Source organism: Pseudoroseomonas sp. WGS1072 (genome assembly GCF_049340465.1).
Lineage (GTDB): Bacteria > Pseudomonadota > Alphaproteobacteria > Acetobacterales > Acetobacteraceae > Pseudoroseomonas.
On record NZ_JBMPSU010000005.1, the window covers coordinates 1 to 17,285 of the forward strand.

Here is a 17,285-nt window from a genome sequence, read left to right on the forward strand (position 1 = left end):
CTATCGTGATCTCGCGGACATGCTGTCGGACCGGGGCATCGCGGTCGACCACACCACCCTGTTCCGCTGGGTGCAGGCCTATGCCGCCAAGCTGGAGCAGCGGGTACGGCACCACCTGCGGCCATGCACCGGATCCTGGCGGGTGGACGAGACCTACATCAAGGTCAAAGGTGCCTGGACCTACCTGTATCGAGTGGTCGACAGCCTCGGTCAGACCATCGATTTCCTGCTGTCGGCGCGGCGGAATACCGCTGCGGCGAAGCGGTTCTTCCGCAAGGCGCTGGCCCAGCCGCATAGCGTGAACCCGCGTACGATCACGACGGACAAGAACCCGGCTTACCCGCGTGCCGTGGTGGACATGAAGCGAGCTGGCGAGCTCTGGCGCTTCTCGCGGCTGCGGCAGTGCAAGTACCTCAACAACATCGTCGAACAGGACCATCGACGCGTGAAACGCCTGGTCAGGCCTGGGCTCGGCTTCGGCAGCCTCCAGACAGCCAGGCCCACTATAGCGGGCTACGAAGCGATGGCGATGATCAGGAAAGGGCAGCTTCGGGATATCGGCGGGAGGGACATGCGGGCTCAGGCCACCTTTATAGCCGAGCTGTTCCTTCCCGCCGCCTGATCTGGCTGCCATCGTGGCTATTCACGGCTACCGGCAATCTTTGCAACGGAACCGACCAGCGCAGCCGGGACAGGTGCGGCCGATCCGGCAGCAGGTCGTCGGCAACGGCTTGGAGATCCTCGAGCGACGGTCCCGGCATCTCAGCCTGGATCCCGTGCCCCGTGCCTCCCGTGGGGACGAGCCGGTCCGGCGCTACCGTGGAAACCCGGTAGCGCCCGCGCTCCGGCAAGGGCACCGCCACGAACAGGTCGGGTGGTGCTGCCTCGTTTAGACGGAGCGCGCGCAAGCTCATCCCGTAGGGCAGATCCCAGGCGATCCGCACGTCACCGAGCATGAAGGTCATCGGTATGGCCTCGCCCTCGAAGCCGACGTCGAGAGCATGGCGAACCGTGCTGTGCGCCCCGTCGCAGCCCACCAAGTAGCGGAAGCCGGCCTCCTCGACCGTGCCGTCCGCCCGGGCCAGCTGCACCGCCACGCCGCCCGCCTCTTGGTACAGCCCCACGAGCGTGACGCCGCGCTCGACGGTGAGACCGGCCCGGCCGAGATGGCGTGTCAGCACGCGCTCTGTCTCGTCTTGCGGCAGGCCAAGATGGGCATAGGGGAGGAAAGAATAGTCCCCGTGGGCATCAATCGCCGGATGCCCCTGGATGATCGAGCGATGTCCGGTAAGCCAGAGCCCCACCTCGATCATCTCGCGGGCGACACCCATGTCGTCCCACACCTCCAGCGTGCGGGGTGTCACACCGATAGCGCGGCAATAGGGGGAGGGGCTCAGCAGCCGATCGATGATCCGGCAGCGCGCGCCATGCCGGGCAAGCTCACCGGCGAACGTCAGGCCCACGGGACCCGCGCCAACAACCAGTACGTCTGCCATGAAGCTCCGCTCGATTTCGGAATATATTAGAACCGAAACTAAATTACCATAAGGAGAGCAGTCGTGGTCTGCTTTCTGGTGATCTCCGGGAGGTCTGCTGTTCACCCATCACCGAAATCTGCCGATCGGACCTTTAGCCCAGCGGCGTCCGCCCCTGAATCTCGGCGATATACCCATCACGATCCGACATGGGCGCAAAGCTGCCGATCCCACGTTTCGCGTATTTGAACGCTTCGCACGTGATCCCTGGCATCACGTGCGGCATGGGTGGTCAGCAGCGAGGGGCCACACCGTGGCTTAGGACCGCGGTTGACCCGGAGCAACCGTTTCCGGCCAGCCAAGTGAGCCCGCAGCCGCAGTGACCGGGGCCGGCAGCATCAGCCGTGCCGGGCCGCTTTGATCGCAGCGATACCGACCTTTCTCATCCCCATCATGGCTTCGAACGCGCGCTTGACCGCCCGCTCGATCAGGGTCGTCGATCGCGGCCATCAGGGCGCGCGGCGTGAACCGCAATGATAGTCGCCATGATGGAAGCGGTGCCAAGTCGCCGCACGGCCGATGCACCCGTGCCAGCAGGCGATCGCGCGGAGCCGGTGCAGCCCGGCCTCCCTACCCCACGGCGTCGTCCTCCGTCCCGCCTCTCCCGGCCGCCCGCGCGAGCCCGGCCCGCGCCGTCCGGAGCGCCGTATCCACGGCCTGCATCGCCGCCGCCAGGTCGCCGTAGTCGAAAATTGCGTGCGCGAGCGGCGCGATGGGCACCAGCGGCGGCACCGTCTCCGCCGCGGGCGGCGCTTCCGTCTCGGGTGGCAGCGTGCGCGGTCGCCCCCGCCCCCGCCCGGGCAGCGGCCGGCGCGGCGGCGCGGCGGCCTTGCGCAGCGGCGCCAGGCCGGCGAGGCCGAACAGGCGGCGGCTGTGGCGGTGCGTCACCTCCACCGCGACGCCGCGGCGGACGAGGTCGTCGAGGATCGCACAGGCCGCCTTCACCGACAGGCCCAGCGCGGCGGCCAGCGTCGTGGCCGAGACGAGCGGCACGGCGGCGAGCAGGTCCACCGCCGCGGGCGTGCGCGAGGTCCGGCGCCGCCCGGCGGCCACCGCCGCCCGCGCCGCGCGCCAGCGCCGCTCCATCTCGAAGAGCAGGTCCAGCACCGCCCCGGCCTCGGCGGCCACGGCCTGCAGGAAGGCCGGAATCCAGCGGGCGGGCGCCCAGGGCTGGTCGGGCCCGAGCGCCGCCGCCCCGGTGAGCGGCAGCGGCACGCGCAGCAGGCCGGCCGCTGCCCATTGCCGCACCAGCGCGGCGCGCAGCGGCGGGCGCGCCCCGCCCTGTTCCAGCCAGCGCCAGGCGCCCCAGGCGGCGTCGAGCAGCGGGACGCCGGTGGGCCGCGCCACGTCCAGCGCGGCCAGCGCCGCCTGCACCGCGCCCTCGGCCTCGGGGCCGGGCGCGGCGAGCCAGCCGTGATAGTCGAGGGCGAGGCGCGCCGCGTCGTGCAGCGCGCCGGCGTCGATCACCCGCGCGCTGTCCCGCATCGCCCGCAGCGGCAGGCCCTCCAGCACGGCGGCGAGATGCCAGGGATCAATCAGGGCCCCGTCCGCCGCGGCCTGGCGCCGCGCCGCCTCGAGACGGGCGCGATGCAGCAGCGCCTCCCGCAGCGGGTGCGAGGGGACGACCGCGTCGAGGCGGGCGAGCACGGCGCTGGCCGTAGCGAGCGCCGCCAGCAGGGCGGGGTCGCCCAGCGGCGGGGGGCTGTCGTGGCGCGTTCTTGCCAACAGGGCCATCGGCACCCCCTCCCCTGATTACGTGGGGAATTTACCTTAATCGACGGTTTGGTTCAAAGAAGGTCTTTTTCACGTCGCCGCATGCGCGATCACGCGCTCGTCGGCCCCAGACCCAGCGCCAAACCTGCGAAGTGGCCGCTACAGCGCGGGTCTCGTCGATCTTGACGCGCCTGCAAAGGACCGGTTCGTCGCATCTGGCGTAACTTGACACGGCCGTTTCGTGGCGCTCCGCTGCGAGCCGCAGGCCGGAAAGGGATGCTGGATGGCGTGGGTGGGCTATGCGCGGGTGAGCACCGAGGAGCAGGCGACGGCGCGGCAGCGCGACGAGCTGCGCGCCGCCGGCTGCCGCAGCGTGGCCGAAGAGCACGCCTCGGGCGGCGACCGCGACCGGCCGGTGCTCGCCCGCACCCTCGCCCAGCTCCGCCCCGGCGACACCCTGGTGGTGGTCTCGCTCGACCGGCTGGCCCGCTCGCTGTCGCACCTGCTGGCGGTGGTCGAAGAGCTGCAGGCCCGCGGCGTGCACTTCCGCAGCCTGCGCGATCCGGTCGACACCGCCAGCCCGCAGGGGCTGTTCACGCTGCAGGTGCTCGGCGCCGCCGCCCAGCTCGAACGCGCGCTGATCCGCGAGCGCACCCGCAGCGGCATGCGCGCCGCCGCCGCCCGGGGCAAGCGGCCGGGCAATCCCGGCCTGCGCGCGGGCGATCCGGCGGCGCGGCGGAAGGCTGCCGCGGCGCGCCAGGCGTCCTACCTCGCCCGGCTGATCACCGGCGCCGATGCCTGGCTGCCGGCGGTGCGGCGGCTGCGGCAGGATGGCCGGTCCTGGGAGGATGTCGTCCGCTACCTCAACGCCCGCCGCGCCGCGGGCCTGCCGGGCTGGACCGGCGAGCGGCTGGTCCGGGCGGTGCGCCGGCTGGTGGCGGAGGGCCTGGCCGAGCCGGACCTCCTCACCCCGGCGCGGCCGGCCCCGGCGCCCGACCGGCTGCTCGCCGTGGTGGCCGGCATTGTGCGCTCCGATCCGGGGGCGACGCTGCGCGTGATCGGGGCGCGGCTGGAGGCGATCCGCGAGCGGACGCCCCGGGGCGGCACCACTTGGCGCCCGGGCTCGGTCGCGCATGTCCTCGCCCGCGCCCGCAAGGCCGGCCTGCTGCCGGCCTCACAGGCCGCGCCGCCGCCCTGACCGGCGAGCCGGTCACCTCCGACCGTGCCCGGCGCTGCGGGTCAGGCCGGCGGCAGCGAGAGCGCGGTCGATCCGCTTCCGCGCGCCGTCAGGAGGACTTCTTCTTGCGCCCGCCGGAACGCGCCTCGGCGAGAAAGCGGGAATAGAGGGTTTCCATCTGCGCCAGCAGGAAGCTGTCGAAGCCGGGCGCCGAACGCCTGTCGATGGTGAAGGTGGTGGCCCGTTCCGTGGAGGCGATCCGCATCACCCTGGCGCCGCTGGAATGCGTCCAGGACCGGGCGGGCTCCTTCTCGCGGGGCGCCCCCTCCCCTTCCCCGGCGGCGCCCCGGACCGGCCCGGATGCGCTGAACCATGCGAGGGCCTGTTCGAACCGGTCATCCGAATCGCCCGCCCGGAAGGCCGCGCTGGCCAGCCGTTCGTCCAGGTCCTGCAGCGGTTGCCTCTGGAAGGCCGCCGCGAGCTCGACCCAGCGGTCGCGCCCGGTGCGCGGCGCCGGGCCGATCGCCGCGATCACCGCGGCCGGGATGCGTTGCACCACGGTGATCAGGCGGGAGACGGTGGTCTTGTCGGCGCTGAGCGCGAGCATGATGGTCTCGCGGTCATAGCCGTTCCTCTCCAGCTGATGCGCGAAGCGTGCCCGCTCGATGAAGGAGAGATTGGCCCGCGCACTGTTCTCCTGCCCCTGCGCCAGGATCAGCTCACGGTCCGAAAGCGGGCGGACCACGGCGCGCACGGGCCGGGCCAGCTCCGCCGCAGCCCGCAGCCGGCGGTGCCCGAAGGCCACCTGGAAGCGTCCCGGCGCGGTGGGGTGCGGCCGCAGCAGGATCGGCGAATCCTGCCCGCTCTGCGCGATGCTGTCCCGCAGGGCGTGGTACTCCTCGTCGTCCTGCGCCATGCGGTCGGCGATGAAGGAGGCCTCGATGGTGCTGGGGTCAAGCTCGACGATCACCTGCCCCGAGGTCAGGCGCGCTTCCAGCTCCTTCGCCGCATTCGCCTTGCTGGCTAGGTCGTCGATGCTGCGCGTGACGGCACCGACCGCCCCCCGGCCGGCGAAGGGCAGCGCCGCGGGGGGCGTCGCCGCCGAGTTGACGGCCGTCAACTTCGGCTCCGTCAGCCCGGCGAGCAGGTTCTTCCGCGCCATCAGCTTCTCCCCCAGGCGGCATGGATCAGTTGCTCTATCTCGCCGTTCACGGCGTCCAGGCACTCCATCGCGCGGTCATAGGTGGCCGGCGTGAAGAGCCGCCGCTCGACCTCGTAGAGCGTCTGCTTGGTGATGCCGGCATCGGCGATGGCCACGCTCTTCAGCATCGGGTGCGTCAGGACATGCTGGCCGAAGAGCGAGCGCATGAAGGCCACCATCTGCGTCTGCGGCCCGTCGCTCGGCTCGTAGCGGGTGACGAGATAGCGCAGCCAGTCATAGCGCAGGCTGCTACCGGCGGCCTTCAGATGCCCGAGCACGTCGCCGAGCATCAGCAGGAACTGGCACATCGACATCACGTCGAGCATCTGCGGATGGACGGGGATGAGCACGGCGGTCGCCGCGCAGAGGGCGGCCATGGTGAGGTAGCCGAGTTGCGGCGGGCAATCGATGACGACGAGGTCGTAATCCTCCACCACGGTGGCCAGGGCGCCGTCGAGGCGCGCGAAGAAATCCCGCCCCGTGGCGCCGCCCTCATGCGTCGCCAGCACGCGGGGCGTGTCGTACTCGAACTCCATCAGCTCGATGCTGGCAGGCACGATGTCGAGGCCGGGGAAGTTGGTGTGGCGGATCAGCTCGCGCAGCGGCCGCGTTTCGTCGTCGTAGCGCAGGGCGGCATAGAGCGTCTCGTTGGGGCCGAGGTCGAACTCCGGCTGGAAGCCGTGCAGCGCCGAGAGGCTGGCCTGCGGGTCGAGATCCACCGCCAGTACGCGATGGCCGGTCAGCGCCAGGTGCTGCGCGAGATGCGCCGTGGTGGTGGTCTTGCCGCTGCCGCCCTTGAAGTTGACGACGGCGACAACCTGGATGTGCTCCCTGCCCCGGCGATGCGGCACGTAACGTCGGCTGGCGCGACCATTCTCCTCCAGATAGGCACGCAGCTCCTGGATCTGTCCGGCGGTATAGGAGCGGCGGCCGGTGTTGGTGACGCTGGGCGCCGGCCCCTTCCCTTCCAGTGAGAGGTTGCGCAGATAGCCGCTCTTCACGCCGAGCAGCTTGGCGACCTCCGCCGCCTGGAAGGAGCGCAGCGGCTTCTGCGCCGCCGGTGGAAAGAGCTCGAGGCGATGGGCCTGCAGCTTCTCCGACAGCTCCTGCGCCTGGGCACTGATGATGGTGTCGATATCGGCAACCGCCTTGCGGCTTCCGGTCCAGCTATCCATGGTTTCCACTCGCAGATGCGGCCGCAGGAGCATTTGCCCCGTAATATCGCATCTCGCCCTGCGTCTTGGAAGCCAGAGCCGGGCGGCTCTCCAAGTTGACGGCCGTCAACAGGGGCCGCCGCCGGTAGCCGGCGGCTTCCCGCAGTCCATGCAGGCTGCGCTCCAGGAACAGCTCGCCCCGGCTGGCCCGCCGCAGCATCCCGCGCAGATAGCCGCCAGGGCCGGCGCTGTGGAAGTGCTCTGCCGGCTTGGTGGAGATGATGGCGACCGCAAGCGCGGCCGGATGCCGGCCGAGCGTCCGGCAGGCCTCGCCATAGAGCGCGCGGGGAATGCCGAGATGCTGCGCCAGGGCCGCCGCCGCATCGGCGATGTCGCTCCAGCCCGGCCGGTTGGCGGGCAAGTAGCTTTCCAGCTTCGGCGCGAGGTGCACCAGCTCGGCGGGCGAAAGCCGCAACCTGTCCTCAACCGGCCCCGCCTCGGGCCTGGCGCGCCGCGCCTCAGCCCCGCTTGCCGCTTCCTGAGCCGCTACCGTAGACCCTTCGGGTTCCGTGGATGTGCTTGTAGGTATTATGGGCCTGTCCTGAAGGTCGGGCGAGCCTGACATATCGGTGCTTTCCACCGCCTGCTCGAGCGCCTGCCGGACCTCCGCCGCGAGGGCCTGCAGCGCCTCGACCAGGGTCGTGAGGCGGGCTGGATCCTCCGTTCGCCGCAGCACGCCAGCGATACGCTGCGCCTCCGCCGCGTGCGCCTCCAGCGGCGCGGTCGCCAGGCCCTGCTCCCGTCCCAGGGCGAGCAACTGCGCCAGGAACTGCCGCGCCGCACCCGCCTGCCGGCGCAGGTCGCGGCAGAGGCGGCGGGCGTGCTCGCCCTCCTCGGCGGCCTGGAGGAAATCGGGGTGGCGCGCCGCCATCGGGCGCAGGTTGAGGCCCCAGGCCCAGACGATGCGCCCCTCCTGGCGGAAGCCGCGCCGCTTGCGGTCGGTGCCGTCCCGCGGGCTGATCAGCCGCGCCTCGACGGCGGCGGCAATCAGGCGGCTGACATGCCGCTCGCTGCAGTCCAGCGCCGCGGCCAGTTCTTCATTGCTCGGCCAGACGATGGGCTCCGCGCCGGGCTCCCAGTCCTGCGGCTGGGTCCAGCGGAAGAGCGTTTCCATCAGGGGCAGGAGCCGGGTCTGGCCGAGATAGGGGGCCGCACGACGCATCGCCGCCAGCAACTGGTTGGGATGCCGGACGCCCGCGGGAAGCCCGCGCGCCTGCTCGGCCAGCCGGGCGGCGATGAGATGGTTGGTGGTGAGCTTGCGCAGGCCCGAACTCGCCCGGCGCGGAAAGGCCTGAGTGTCCACGATGTCCAATTCCTGTCCTGGAGATGGACCGAGGCGGCCGCACGCTCCCGTCGGCGCCGAAACCGTGTTTCGCGCTTGACCAGAACCGTGGTGTGAACCTAAAGGAATGGCTGTTGAGGGCATTCCTCAGGCCGTCACGGCCGACTCGGTATGTTCAGCAAGCCCCGCTTTGCAGAGCGGGGCTTTGCGTTTTCAGGGTTCGCTTTCGGGCGGGCCGTCCTCCGTCTCTGTCCTTGCCGGGCCAGCCCTCGTGACGAGGGAGCGCCGCAGAAGGACGGGCCTGACCCGGGCGGTGAAGGTCACCACGGTGCCTTCATAGCCCGGCCGGCCGCGCCGCTGCGCCTCCATGGGCGGGCAGTGCAAGCCGATGTCGAACTCGATCAGCCGCTGGCTCTGCTCCAGCTCGGTCAGGAACTGGCCGAAATGCCGCAGCAGGCCCCGCGTGCCGACGCGGGCGTGCAGGTCCTCGATGCCGATCGACCAGCCGGCCTCATCCACATCCTCCGACTTGGCGATCTCGTAGAGGCGGCGCTCCAGTGGGGCGAGGTCGAAATACTCGTCGGCGAAGGTGAGCAGGCGCGTGTCGTTCAGGATGCCGCGGTAGAGCCAGTTGCAGAGCGTCACCGAGACGCTGACCAGCTCCTTCTCCTTGCGGGCGTTGCGGCGATAGCGCGTGTTGACGGCATCGAGCCAGGAGAAGACGCCGTCGGTGCCTTCGCCGGCCATCTCGATATTGGTCCGCACCTGGGTGCCCTGCAGCCGCTGCAGCATCTGCAGTAACCGGTCATAGGCCTTGCCCGCTGTGTCGCGCCCGGCCACGCGGAAGAAGTCATGCGCAGTGAAGGTGAACTCGCGGTCGGGCTTGGGGTCGTCCGGCCGCAGCTCGCCCCGCCGCAGCTTCTCCGCCATGAGCGAGGCGATGTAGAGGATGAGGTCCTTGTCATAGATGGTGGCGATGCCAGCGGGGCCGGGGGCCACTTCGATCCGCACCTGGCCGTCGTCGTAGCGCAGTATCTCCCGCGCCGGGGCTGTCTTGCCCAGGCGGAAGAAGGGATAGGCCATGACGCTGCGCTGCCCCCGCACCTTGCCGCGCAGGGGGCTGTCGAACAGGTCGGGCATCACGGCGCGGCCGCGGCGCGCACGCGGGGCCACGGCGGCCTTGCCCTGCCTCGGCGGGGAAGGGGCTTGATCGGGAGGCTCGGGTGCCTCCGGCCGCGGGATTGGTCGGCGTGCCATCGCTCGCTGGGTGAGATGTCTTCGGTTGCTGCCGCCAGCATGCATAACCCTGACGGGATCGCGAGGGGGAAGGTTCGGGGTTTCGCCTCCGAAAGTCTCTCCTGGCAGCGAATTCCGCGCCGGAGGGCGCTTGGAAGCGCATCTGCATCCGGCGGCCTATATGCCTGCTTTCGGGCTAACGGCTCCGAAAATCCCCGCGAATCGGACGGTGGGCCGACTCGAACCCGGCGCGGCGCGACCCAAGGGCGCCGTTAGGTGCGATTTTCTTCCCGACCGGCCTCTGCCACCGCTTCTTTCGGCCGCGGCGACAGGTCCCCGCGGCGGGAGGGGAGGCAGGGAAGGGGAGGGAAGGCGTCCTCGACCGGGGGATTCGGGGTTTCGGCTCCGTTATTCCGCGTCCTCGGGGGAAAGCTGCTGTGGCGGCAAGAGGCTTGGCACGAAAGGGGTCATACGGCGTGAGGCGCTATGGGGAAGAATTCTATCAATATATTCCTATATACTATCCGCCCTGTCAAGAGCCTCTCGAACTTTGCGCTGCGGCGGGGGACGAGACTTGAAAGACGTGCCGCGGTAGGTATATTCAAGATGAATATACGAAAGGACGGTGCGATGACCAGGACCTCGCTCTTCCTGAGCAACAGAACCCAGGCGGTGCGGCTGCCGAAGGATGTCGCCTTTCCACCGGGCGTTCGCGAGGTGACCATCATCCGCGACGGGGCGCGGGTGATCATCGCGCCGGCCGACACTCTCTGGGACGACTTCTTCAACGCTCCGGGCGTCGATCTCGGCGAGCGGGCGCAGCCGGCGCATCAGGAGCGGGAGGCATTCTGATGCTGCGCAACATGCTGGATACCAACCTCTGCATCCGGCTGTTGCGCGACCGCCCGCAAGGGCTGCGGCCGCGCTTCAACGCAGAGGCCGACACGCTCTGCATCACCACCATCACCCTGACCGAGCTGCTTCATGGCGCCGCCCGGTCGGCGCGCCCGGCCGAGAACCGTCGAGAGGTGGAGACCTTCGCCCGCCGCCTCGCCGTCCTGCCCTTCGACGAGGACGCGGCAGCGCATGCCGCCGACATCTATGCCGATCTCGGCCGCCGGGGTCTCTTGATCGGCCCCTATGACATCCTGATCGCCGGACATGCGCGGAGCCGGGGGCTGGTGGTGGTTACGGGCAACCTGGGAGAATTCCGGCGCGTGGACGGCCTGCGCTCGGAAGATTGGCTGGCCGCGCAGTAGGCCGGCGGGGGAGGGGAGGCCGTCGCCGCTGGTCTGGAGGGGTGCCGGCCGCCTTCAGCCTCGTTTCCGACCTGCCAGCGCGCCGACCAGATTGAATAGCCCCTAGATTTGTGGACGCCTTCTTCCCTAATTTTGAGGCAAGGAGGCCATGATGGGGTCTGGCAATTTCACTGATGAGTTCAAGCGCGATGCGGTCGCGCAGACCACCGAGCGTGGTTATCCTGTCGCGGAGGTGTCGAAGCGGCTGGGTGTCAGCCAGCACTCGCTCTACGCGTGGCGCAGGAAGTTCTCGAAGCCATCCGGAGGCGATGGGGATCAGGCGGCAGAGATACGTCGTCTGAAGAAGGAGCTGGCGCGCGTCACCGAGGAGCGCGACATCCTAAAAAAAGCCACCGCGTATTTCGCCAAGGATGCAAAGTGAGATACGCGTTTATTGCCGAACATCGCCAGCAGTTTGCTGTGCGCGCGATGTGTCGCTGCCTGCGCATCCGACCCAGCGGTTTTTATGCCTGGCTGAAGGCCCCATTGAGCAAACGGGCTCGGGAAGACGCACGTCAGACCGAACTCCTCAGCAAGGCGTGGAAAGAGAGCGGCAGGGTCTATGGTTATCGCAAGCTGCACGACTGACCAGCCCCCACGAGGAGATCCGGCCAAAATCTTGTGGATCCTGGCGGGAGCTGGAGCTGAGCTGGAGGGCTCGGGGCCGTTTGGGGACGGCGGGTTGGGCGTCAGGAGCACGTCTGGTGCAGGTGGTCGGTAGCGGAGCGAGGAGTGCGGCCGGACGGTGTTGTAGTGCCTGCGCCAGCCCTCGATCAGCACCTTCGCCTCGGCCAGCGTGTTGAACACCTCGGCGTTGAGCAGCTCGTCCCGCAGCTTGCCGTTGAAGCTCTCGACATAGCCGTTTTCCCAGGGGCTGCCCGGCTCGATGAACGCCGTCCTCGCACCCACGCCGCTGATCCAGCCCTTCACCGCGGTGGCCGCGAACTCCGGCCCGTTGTCGGACCGCACGTGGCCCGGGGTGCCGCGCAGGATGAACAGGTCCGACAGCACGTCAATCACATCCGCCGCCCCGAGCCTGCGGGAGACCCGGATCGCCAGGCACTCGCGGGTGTACTCGTCGACGACGTTCAGCATCCTCAGCTTGCGACCGTCCCGTGTCCGATCCTCGACGAAGTCGTAGGCCCAGACGTGGTTCGGTCGCTCCGGCCGTAGCCGCACGCAGGACCCGTCGTTCAGCCAGAGCCGCCCGCGCTTGGGCTGCCGGGCCGGGACCTTCAGCCCCTCCGCCCGCCAGATCCGCTCCACCCGCTTGTGGTTGCAGGACCACCCCTCGGCCCGCAGCAAGGCCGTGATCCGACGATAGCCATACCGCCCGTACTGCCGGGCCAAGCTGATGATGCTCTCCCTCAGCGCCGCTTCGTCGTCCGCCACCCGCGGTGCCCTGCGCTGCACCGAGCGATGCTGCCCCAGCACACGGCAGGCGAACCGCTCCGAGACGTCGAGCTCTGCCGTGACGTGCTCAATGCAAGCCCGACGACGGGCGGCGCTCACCAGTTTCCCGAGGCGGCTTCCTTCAGCACCAGCTTCTCCAGGGTGAGGTCCGCCACTGCCCGGCGAAGCCTGCCGTTCTCCTGCTCCAAAACCTTCAGCCGTTTCACTTGATCCAGCTTCAGACCGCCGTACTCGCTCCGCCAGCGATAGTAGGTCTGCTCCGTCACCCCGATCGTGCGCACCGCCTCGACCGCCGACTTCCCCTGCGCCAGCAGCACCTCGACCTGGCGCAGCTTGGCCACGATCTCCTCCGGCTTATGGTGCTTTCTCGCCATCTCCACGCCTCCACGGTTCCGCCGGACTCACATTACCGGCGGATCGCTTCTACGGGGGCAGGTCAACCGCGCGAGAACTGCGACAAGAGTAGCCTGTTGGTGGACGCAAACCGGATGGACGCTGCGCCGTTCGTGCGCCGATCCTGCGACAAAGCTGGTCCCTTCGTGGCACCAAGCTAGACGCAAACCTGCGCCACGTGCGCGCTGATCCCGCGACAGCAGGGGCCAAAGCGCGCGCCAGATGCCGAGAGGGTTCGTCATGAACCTTCTCTCACTCGGCTGAGCTCTCCCCGCCGACCCGAGGCACCTCCTGTTAGGTCGCAGCCTGCCGTTCCACATCGGCGACGGCGTCGTTCAGCTCGCGGGCGAGGGGGCCGGGCAGCCGGCGGGCGAACACATCGGCCAGGGCCCGGTAATACCACAGCGTTCCCGCCTGCCCGGCCTTGAACCGCGTGAACACCGCCGGACCATGCGTCCGCAGATCTGTGGCAATGGCGCGGGCGTTGTGCAGCTTGTCGCAGGCCGAGACCAGCAGCGCGTCAGGGCTCGCGGTTTCCAGGTGATCCAGATACGCCTGCTTGCGCGCCTGCCAGGGCGGCTTCGGAAAGGTGTCGGCATCGGTGCAATCGCGCACCACCGCGGCGACCCGCGGCCCAAAGCGCGCTGCGATGACCGCCTCCTGCTCTGCCCCGCAATCCTCCACCGTATCGTGCAGCAAACCGGCGATCGCCAGATCCTCATCACCCCCATGCTCCAGCACCAGAGCGGCCACCGACAGCAAATGGGCGATATAGGGGATGTCGGTGCCCTTGCGCCGCTGCGCGGCATGCAGAGTGAGTGCCATGGCGGTCGCCTCAGACAGGCGGTTCCAAGACGAGGCAACAGGAGGCGCTTCGGGCATGGCTAAAATCCCTGAGCAGAGTGAGAAATCATTCCTCGACAGCATCGCTTCAGTTTCCTATATGTTCCAGCTGTTCTGCCAACGCTTGCGTCGGCAGAGCGGACCAACAGGCTGAATGGACTTGGTAGAGAGCCGGCGGCCGTTTCGGCGCCGGTGGATGCGATCCAGTCCCGGTCGAGCAGACCGCGCCGCCCCTTCCGCCGGCTTTGCCGGCGACGAAGCTGTTCGAGGAAGCACCCGCATCGCTGCGGGTGCTGAGCCGGACAGCAGGATGGAGCCTCGAAAAGCTCCGGCTTGCCTTGGTTGGCGATCGAGCCAAGGATCAACAAGCTCCGTCACATTCGAAATCCGTGGGTTTCAGGCGCTCCGCCTGGAACGGCCAACCGGGTGACCCTGGCCAGACCTTCCACGCGATCGCCTTGAACGCGGCTCCACCGGCTCCGGCTGACAGTGTGCCACAGCAAGATTTTCCTGCGGACAGGGAAATCTTGCCCACTCACCTTCCCCACCCACTGCCAGCGGATTTGGCGGTAACCCTCAGCGAGCCAACGAGAGCAAAAAACGGATGGCCAAGAAAGTCACGGCGCCTGCAGGCGGATTGGAGCTCGTTCCCGGCCAGATCTACCGCCGCACAACATTGCACGAGCATTTCGGAGGCCAGCAGCAGGGTGGCATCTCAACGCCCTCGCAGCATCCGGTGATCCTGCTCTTTACCGGCGCGTCAGGTGTGCAGCACGGCTACGAGGATGGCTGGTCGGATAACGTCTTCTGCTATTTCGGCGAGGGGCAAATCGGTGACATGCCGTGGGTGCGCGGCAATGCCGCCATCCGCGACCATGTTGATCAGGGACGCGATCTCCACCTGTTCAAGATCCTGGCGGTGCCGCGCTCTCACGTCGAGTATGTTGGGCCATTCTTTGCCGCGAGTTGGGAATACCGGCCGGCACCGGATCGCACCGGCACGATGCGGCGCGGCATCGTCTTTCATCTTGTTCCTGCAGCAACTCAGGTGCCGCGGAACATGGATGCATCTATCCCAGATCTGTCCGCTTTGCGCCAGGCAGCGACACAAGCCGGGGCGGACGCGCCGCAACAAGGTGTTCGTCAGGCCCTCGCTACCTACTACCAACGCTCTGCAGCCATCCGTGATTATGCGCTCGCTCGGGCGAACGGCCTTTGTGAAGCTTGCAACCAACCTGCGCCGTTCACCTCCGCTTCTGGTGCGCCGTTCCTCGAAGTGCACCACCTGCAACGGCTCTCTGATGGCGGTCCTGACAAGCCGGACGCGGTCGCTGCTATCTGCCCCAACTGCCACCGCGAAATGCACCATGGCCAACATGCGAAGATGCGCAACGATGCTCTGACTGGGCGCATCAGAACCAAAGAATGGAAAGGAGGTGGATCTAGCACTACTTGGGCACTTTGAAAGCTCGCTTTGCTCTGTTGAAACCTTCTGGGCTGGTGCAGCGCTGGGAAGGCATCTGAGGTTTCGGTGCGAGGTCATCGATGCGCGGGATGACGAAATCGGCGGTGCGGGTCGCACGTGAGGCCCTGGCTGTCGGGCGGCGGAGCTTTCCAGCGTATGGCAGCCGGACTTCCCGCCACGACTTCACCCAAGCCCAACTCTTCGCGCTCCTGGTGCTGCGCCAGTTCCTGCGGACCGACTACCGCGGGCTGGTAGCTCTGGTGGCCGAGTGGCAGGAGGTACGAAAGGCCTTGGGCCTCAAGAAGGTCCCACACTATTCCACCCTGGCCTATGCGGCACGCCGTTTCCTGCCGGAGGCAGAAAAAGGGGGGCCTTCCATCATGCCCAGTTGGTCATCGTGGAGCAGGCCAAGTCTGTCGGCCTGATCGACGCCTTACTTGTCGCCGCCGTGGACGCGACCGGGCTGGAGACGCAGCATGTCAGCGAGCATTTCGGCAAACGCCGCGGCGCAGGCAAGGGCTCTGGTCATCGGCAACGGGTTTGGCCGAAACTTGCCGCGATTCTCCATGTCCATTCGCGCCTGATCATCGGCGCGATCACCGGCATCGGCCCCAGCCAAGACTCGCCTGACTTCACGCCAGCTATGCGCCAAGCCGTCGCGCTCCTGGATCTGAGCACGGTTCTGGCCGATGCGGGTTACGACGCTGAGCACAACCATCGTCTCTGTCACGATGAACTCGGCATCGAGCGCAGCATCATTGCCCTGAACCGACGAAACGCAGGGCGGCGCTGGCCGAAGACGCCCTACAGGTGGACCCTGCACAAGCACTTTCTCCGCGTTCTTTATCACCAGCGTTGGCACATCGAGATGGTCTGATCGCAAATGACAAGTTCTGCCTGAGCCGCTCCGGACGGCTCAAGCTGAGCTGGTGGCGCCTGCCGCTGCGTCGCCGTGCGGAGGACCCAACCATGTGTCCCCTGCCGCGGGATATCGCCGCGGCGGGAGGTCATGATGCGGGAGTGGCGGGTGTGCCGGACGTTTCAGCCTCGTCCGGAGGGCCAGCGGCACTGGGACAGAGCCTATCAACAGCTTCTGTCCTGGAGCGAGGCAGAGGCATGCGATGCCCCGGTCGTCTCCGCGCCTCCCGTGGAGGAGGTCAGCCATGAGGGTCGCTCTTTACGCGCGAGTGTCAACCCAGCGCCAGGCGCAGGCGGACGGCATCGCCCAGCAGCTCGATCGGCTGCAGGCGCACGCCGCCGGGCAGGGTTGGATGGTGGCGGTGGAGAACATTTTCCGCGATGATGGATACAGCGGGGCCAGTCTCAAGCGGCCGGGCCTTGAGCGCCTGCGCGATCGGGCCGCGCTGCGTCATCTGGATCGGGTGCTGATCACCGCGCCTGACCGACTGGCCCGGCACTATGTGCATCAGGTCCTGCTGCTGGAGGAGATCACCGCCACAGGCTGCCAGGTCGAGTTCCTCGATCGGCCCATGAGCCAGGATCCGCATGATCAGCTCCTGCTGCAGATCCGGGGCGCCGTTGCCGAGTATGAGCGGAGCCTGATCGCGGAGCGCATGCGCCGGGGGCGCCTGCGCAAGCTGCAGGCCGGGCTTCTACTCCCCTGGACGAGGCCACCTTACGGCTACCGGGTGGATCCAGACCGGCCGCGCGACCCGGCGGGGGTACGATGCGACGAGGCCGAGGCGGCGGCGGTCGCCGAGATGTTCGCCTGGTACGCCGAGGAGGGGCGCAGCCTGCATGGGTTGGCCCAGAAGCTCCGCGCGGATGGGATCCCTCCTCCACGTGTGAAGAGCCGCTGGAACGTCGCCACCCTGCGCGGGATCCTGATCAATCCCGTCTACACCGGTGAGGTCTTTGCCGGGCGGATCCAGGAGGCACCCCGCCGCCTGCGGGCGCGCGAGGACTGGATCCCGGTCGCCGCCATTCCGGCCATTGTCAGTCAGGAGAAGTTTGACCGAGTCCAGGCCAAGCTTGCCCAGAACCGGCAATTTGCCCGTCGCAACAACACCGCCCATCCCTACCTGCTACGTGCGCTGGTCAGCTGTGGCGTTTGTGGCCTCGCCTGCCTTGGCCGCTGCCTTCCAGCGGGCCACCGCTACTACTGCTGCCGCGGCAAGCTCTCGCCTGTGAACTCCTGCCGCGACACCAAATGCTCCTCCCGGTTTATCCCGGCCGAGCAGGTGGAGGTCCTGGTTTGGGAGGATCTCCGCCAACTCCTGACCTATCCGGAGGCAATCCGGCACGCGCTGGAGCGGGCCCATGGGGGCCATTGGCTGCCGCAGGAACTGCGTGCCCGCCGCGAGACCCTCCGGCGCGGACAGGCCGGCCTCACGCAGCAGCTTGAACGGCTTACCGAGGTCTACCTGGCCGGCGTGATGGAGCTTGAGGAATATCAGCGCCGGCGCCGTGATCTCGAGCAGAGACAGCACGCCCTCGCCACCCAGGAGCAGCAACTGGCATGGCCTGCCCCCTTAAAAGTGGGCCGCCGCTGATG

General features: G+C 68.3%; 14 protein-coding genes and 2 pseudogenes. 8 read left to right on the forward strand and 8 right to left on the reverse strand.

Annotation, left to right across the window (positions count from 1 at the left end; genetic code table 11):
• Positions 1-622, forward strand: a 622-nt coding sequence (locus ACF3NH_RS21375; protein WP_422925815.1) for an IS6 family transposase, incomplete at its 5' end; no start/stop codon positions are given.
• On the opposite strand, the gene ACF3NH_RS21380 is transcribed toward ACF3NH_RS21375, so the two are convergent.
• Together ACF3NH_RS21380 and ACF3NH_RS21385 are read right to left on the reverse strand one after the other, a co-directional pair.
• Positions 591-1,496, reverse strand: coding sequence for an FAD-dependent oxidoreductase (locus tag ACF3NH_RS21380; RefSeq protein WP_422925817.1), 906 nt, complete (start codon positions 1,494-1,496; stop codon positions 591-593). The genes ACF3NH_RS21375 and ACF3NH_RS21380 overlap by 32 nt on opposite strands.
• Positions 1,497-2,105: 609 nt before the next feature.
• Complete coding sequence (locus ACF3NH_RS21385) at positions 2,106-3,269, reverse strand: hypothetical protein (RefSeq protein WP_422925819.1); 1,164 nt, start codon at positions 3,267-3,269, stop codon at positions 2,106-2,108.
• Positions 3,270-3,531: 262 nt separating this feature from the next.
• Between ACF3NH_RS21385 and ACF3NH_RS21390 the strand changes: the two genes are divergently transcribed.
• Positions 3,532-4,446, forward strand: a complete 915-nt coding sequence (locus tag ACF3NH_RS21390; RefSeq protein WP_422925821.1) for a recombinase family protein — start codon at positions 3,532-3,534, stop codon at positions 4,444-4,446.
• An 88-nt stretch (positions 4,447-4,534) separates the two neighbouring features.
• Here the strand turns inward: ACF3NH_RS21390 and repB are convergent, their stop codons facing one another.
• The 4 genes from repB to ACF3NH_RS21410 form a co-directional block, all read right to left on the reverse strand.
• A complete protein-coding gene (gene repB, locus ACF3NH_RS21395; RefSeq protein WP_422925823.1) occupies positions 4,535-5,587 on the reverse strand; it encodes a plasmid partitioning protein RepB in 1,053 nt (350 codons plus the stop codon).
• Positions 5,587-6,801, reverse strand: a complete 1,215-nt coding sequence (gene repA, locus ACF3NH_RS21400; RefSeq protein WP_422925825.1) for a plasmid partitioning protein RepA — start codon at positions 6,799-6,801, stop codon at positions 5,587-5,589. The genes repB and repA overlap by 1 nt, the downstream gene beginning before the upstream one ends.
• Entirely contained in the window at positions 6,794-8,143 is a 1,350-nt protein-coding gene (gene repC, locus ACF3NH_RS21405) for a plasmid replication protein RepC (protein ID WP_422925827.1), read from the reverse strand. Before repC ends, repA begins: the two co-directional genes overlap by 8 nt.
• 192 nt (positions 8,144-8,335) lie before the next feature.
• On the reverse strand, positions 8,336-9,295 hold the full coding sequence (locus tag ACF3NH_RS21410) for a replication initiator protein A (RefSeq protein ID WP_422925829.1): 960 nt from the start codon (positions 9,293-9,295) through the stop codon (positions 8,336-8,338).
• Positions 9,296-9,988: 693 nt separating this feature from the next.
• On the opposite strand from ACF3NH_RS21410, the gene vapB reads away from it, so the two are divergent.
• The 3 genes and pseudogenes from vapB to ACF3NH_RS21425 all read left to right on the forward strand — a co-directional run.
• On the forward strand, positions 9,989-10,210 hold the full coding sequence (gene vapB / locus ACF3NH_RS21415) for a type II toxin-antitoxin system VapB family antitoxin (protein WP_422925831.1): 222 nt from the start codon (positions 9,989-9,991) through the stop codon (positions 10,208-10,210).
• Entirely contained in the window at positions 10,210-10,617 is a 408-nt protein-coding gene (gene vapC, locus ACF3NH_RS21420) for a tRNA(fMet)-specific endonuclease VapC (RefSeq protein ID WP_422925833.1), read from the forward strand. The genes vapB and vapC overlap by 1 nt, the downstream gene beginning before the upstream one ends.
• A 151-nt stretch (positions 10,618-10,768) precedes the next feature.
• A pseudogene (locus tag ACF3NH_RS21425) lies at positions 10,769-11,241 on the forward strand (transposase); the annotation flags it as partial.
• Between the two features lie 87 nt (positions 11,242-11,328).
• Here ACF3NH_RS21425 and ACF3NH_RS21430 read toward each other — a convergent pair.
• Positions 11,329-12,443, reverse strand: a pseudogene (locus ACF3NH_RS21430) (IS3 family transposase); the annotation flags it as partial.
• A gap of 313 nt (positions 12,444-12,756) precedes the next feature.
• Positions 12,757-13,287 carry an HD domain-containing protein gene (locus ACF3NH_RS21435; protein WP_422925835.1) on the reverse strand — a complete coding sequence of 177 codons (531 nt, stop codon included), beginning with the start codon at positions 13,285-13,287 and terminating at the stop codon, positions 12,757-12,759.
• A gap of 622 nt (positions 13,288-13,909) precedes the next feature.
• Here ACF3NH_RS21435 and ACF3NH_RS21440 point away from each other — a divergent pair.
• From ACF3NH_RS21440 to ACF3NH_RS21450, 3 genes are all read left to right on the forward strand, one after another.
• Positions 13,910-14,770: an HNH endonuclease gene (locus ACF3NH_RS21440; protein WP_422925837.1), complete on the forward strand. Its 861-nt coding sequence runs from the start codon at positions 13,910-13,912 to the stop codon at positions 14,768-14,770.
• Positions 14,771-15,167: 397 nt separating this feature from the next.
• On the forward strand, positions 15,168-15,647 hold the full coding sequence (locus ACF3NH_RS21445) for a transposase (RefSeq protein WP_422925923.1): 480 nt from the start codon (positions 15,168-15,170) through the stop codon (positions 15,645-15,647).
• Between the two features lie 286 nt (positions 15,648-15,933).
• On the forward strand, positions 15,934-17,283 hold the full coding sequence (locus ACF3NH_RS21450) for a recombinase family protein (RefSeq protein ID WP_422925839.1): 1,350 nt from the start codon (positions 15,934-15,936) through the stop codon (positions 17,281-17,283).
• Positions 17,284-17,285 lie beyond the last annotated feature (2 nt).

Coding starts and splice junctions, on each gene's coding strand:
- ACF3NH_RS21435 (WP_422925835.1), bottom strand. CDS start 13,287: ATGGCACTCACTCTGCATGCCGCGCAGCGGCGCAAGGGCACCGACATC.
- vapB (WP_422925831.1), top strand. CDS start 9,989: ATGACCAGGACCTCGCTCTTCCTGAGCAACAGAACCCAGGCGGTGCGG.
- vapC (WP_422925833.1), top strand. CDS start 10,210: ATGCTGCGCAACATGCTGGATACCAACCTCTGCATCCGGCTGTTGCGC.
- ACF3NH_RS21440 (WP_422925837.1), top strand. CDS start 13,910: ATGGCCAAGAAAGTCACGGCGCCTGCAGGCGGATTGGAGCTCGTTCCC.
- ACF3NH_RS21450 (WP_422925839.1), top strand. CDS start 15,934: ATGAGGGTCGCTCTTTACGCGCGAGTGTCAACCCAGCGCCAGGCGCAG.
- ACF3NH_RS21390 (WP_422925821.1), top strand. CDS start 3,532: ATGGCGTGGGTGGGCTATGCGCGGGTGAGCACCGAGGAGCAGGCGACG.
- ACF3NH_RS21380 (WP_422925817.1), bottom strand. CDS start 1,496: ATGGCAGACGTACTGGTTGTTGGCGCGGGTCCCGTGGGCCTGACGTTC.
- repA (WP_422925825.1), bottom strand. CDS start 6,801: ATGGATAGCTGGACCGGAAGCCGCAAGGCGGTTGCCGATATCGACACC.
- repB (WP_422925823.1), bottom strand. CDS start 5,587: ATGGCGCGGAAGAACCTGCTCGCCGGGCTGACGGAGCCGAAGTTGACG.
- ACF3NH_RS21385 (WP_422925819.1), bottom strand. CDS start 3,269: ATGGCCCTGTTGGCAAGAACGCGCCACGACAGCCCCCCGCCGCTGGGC.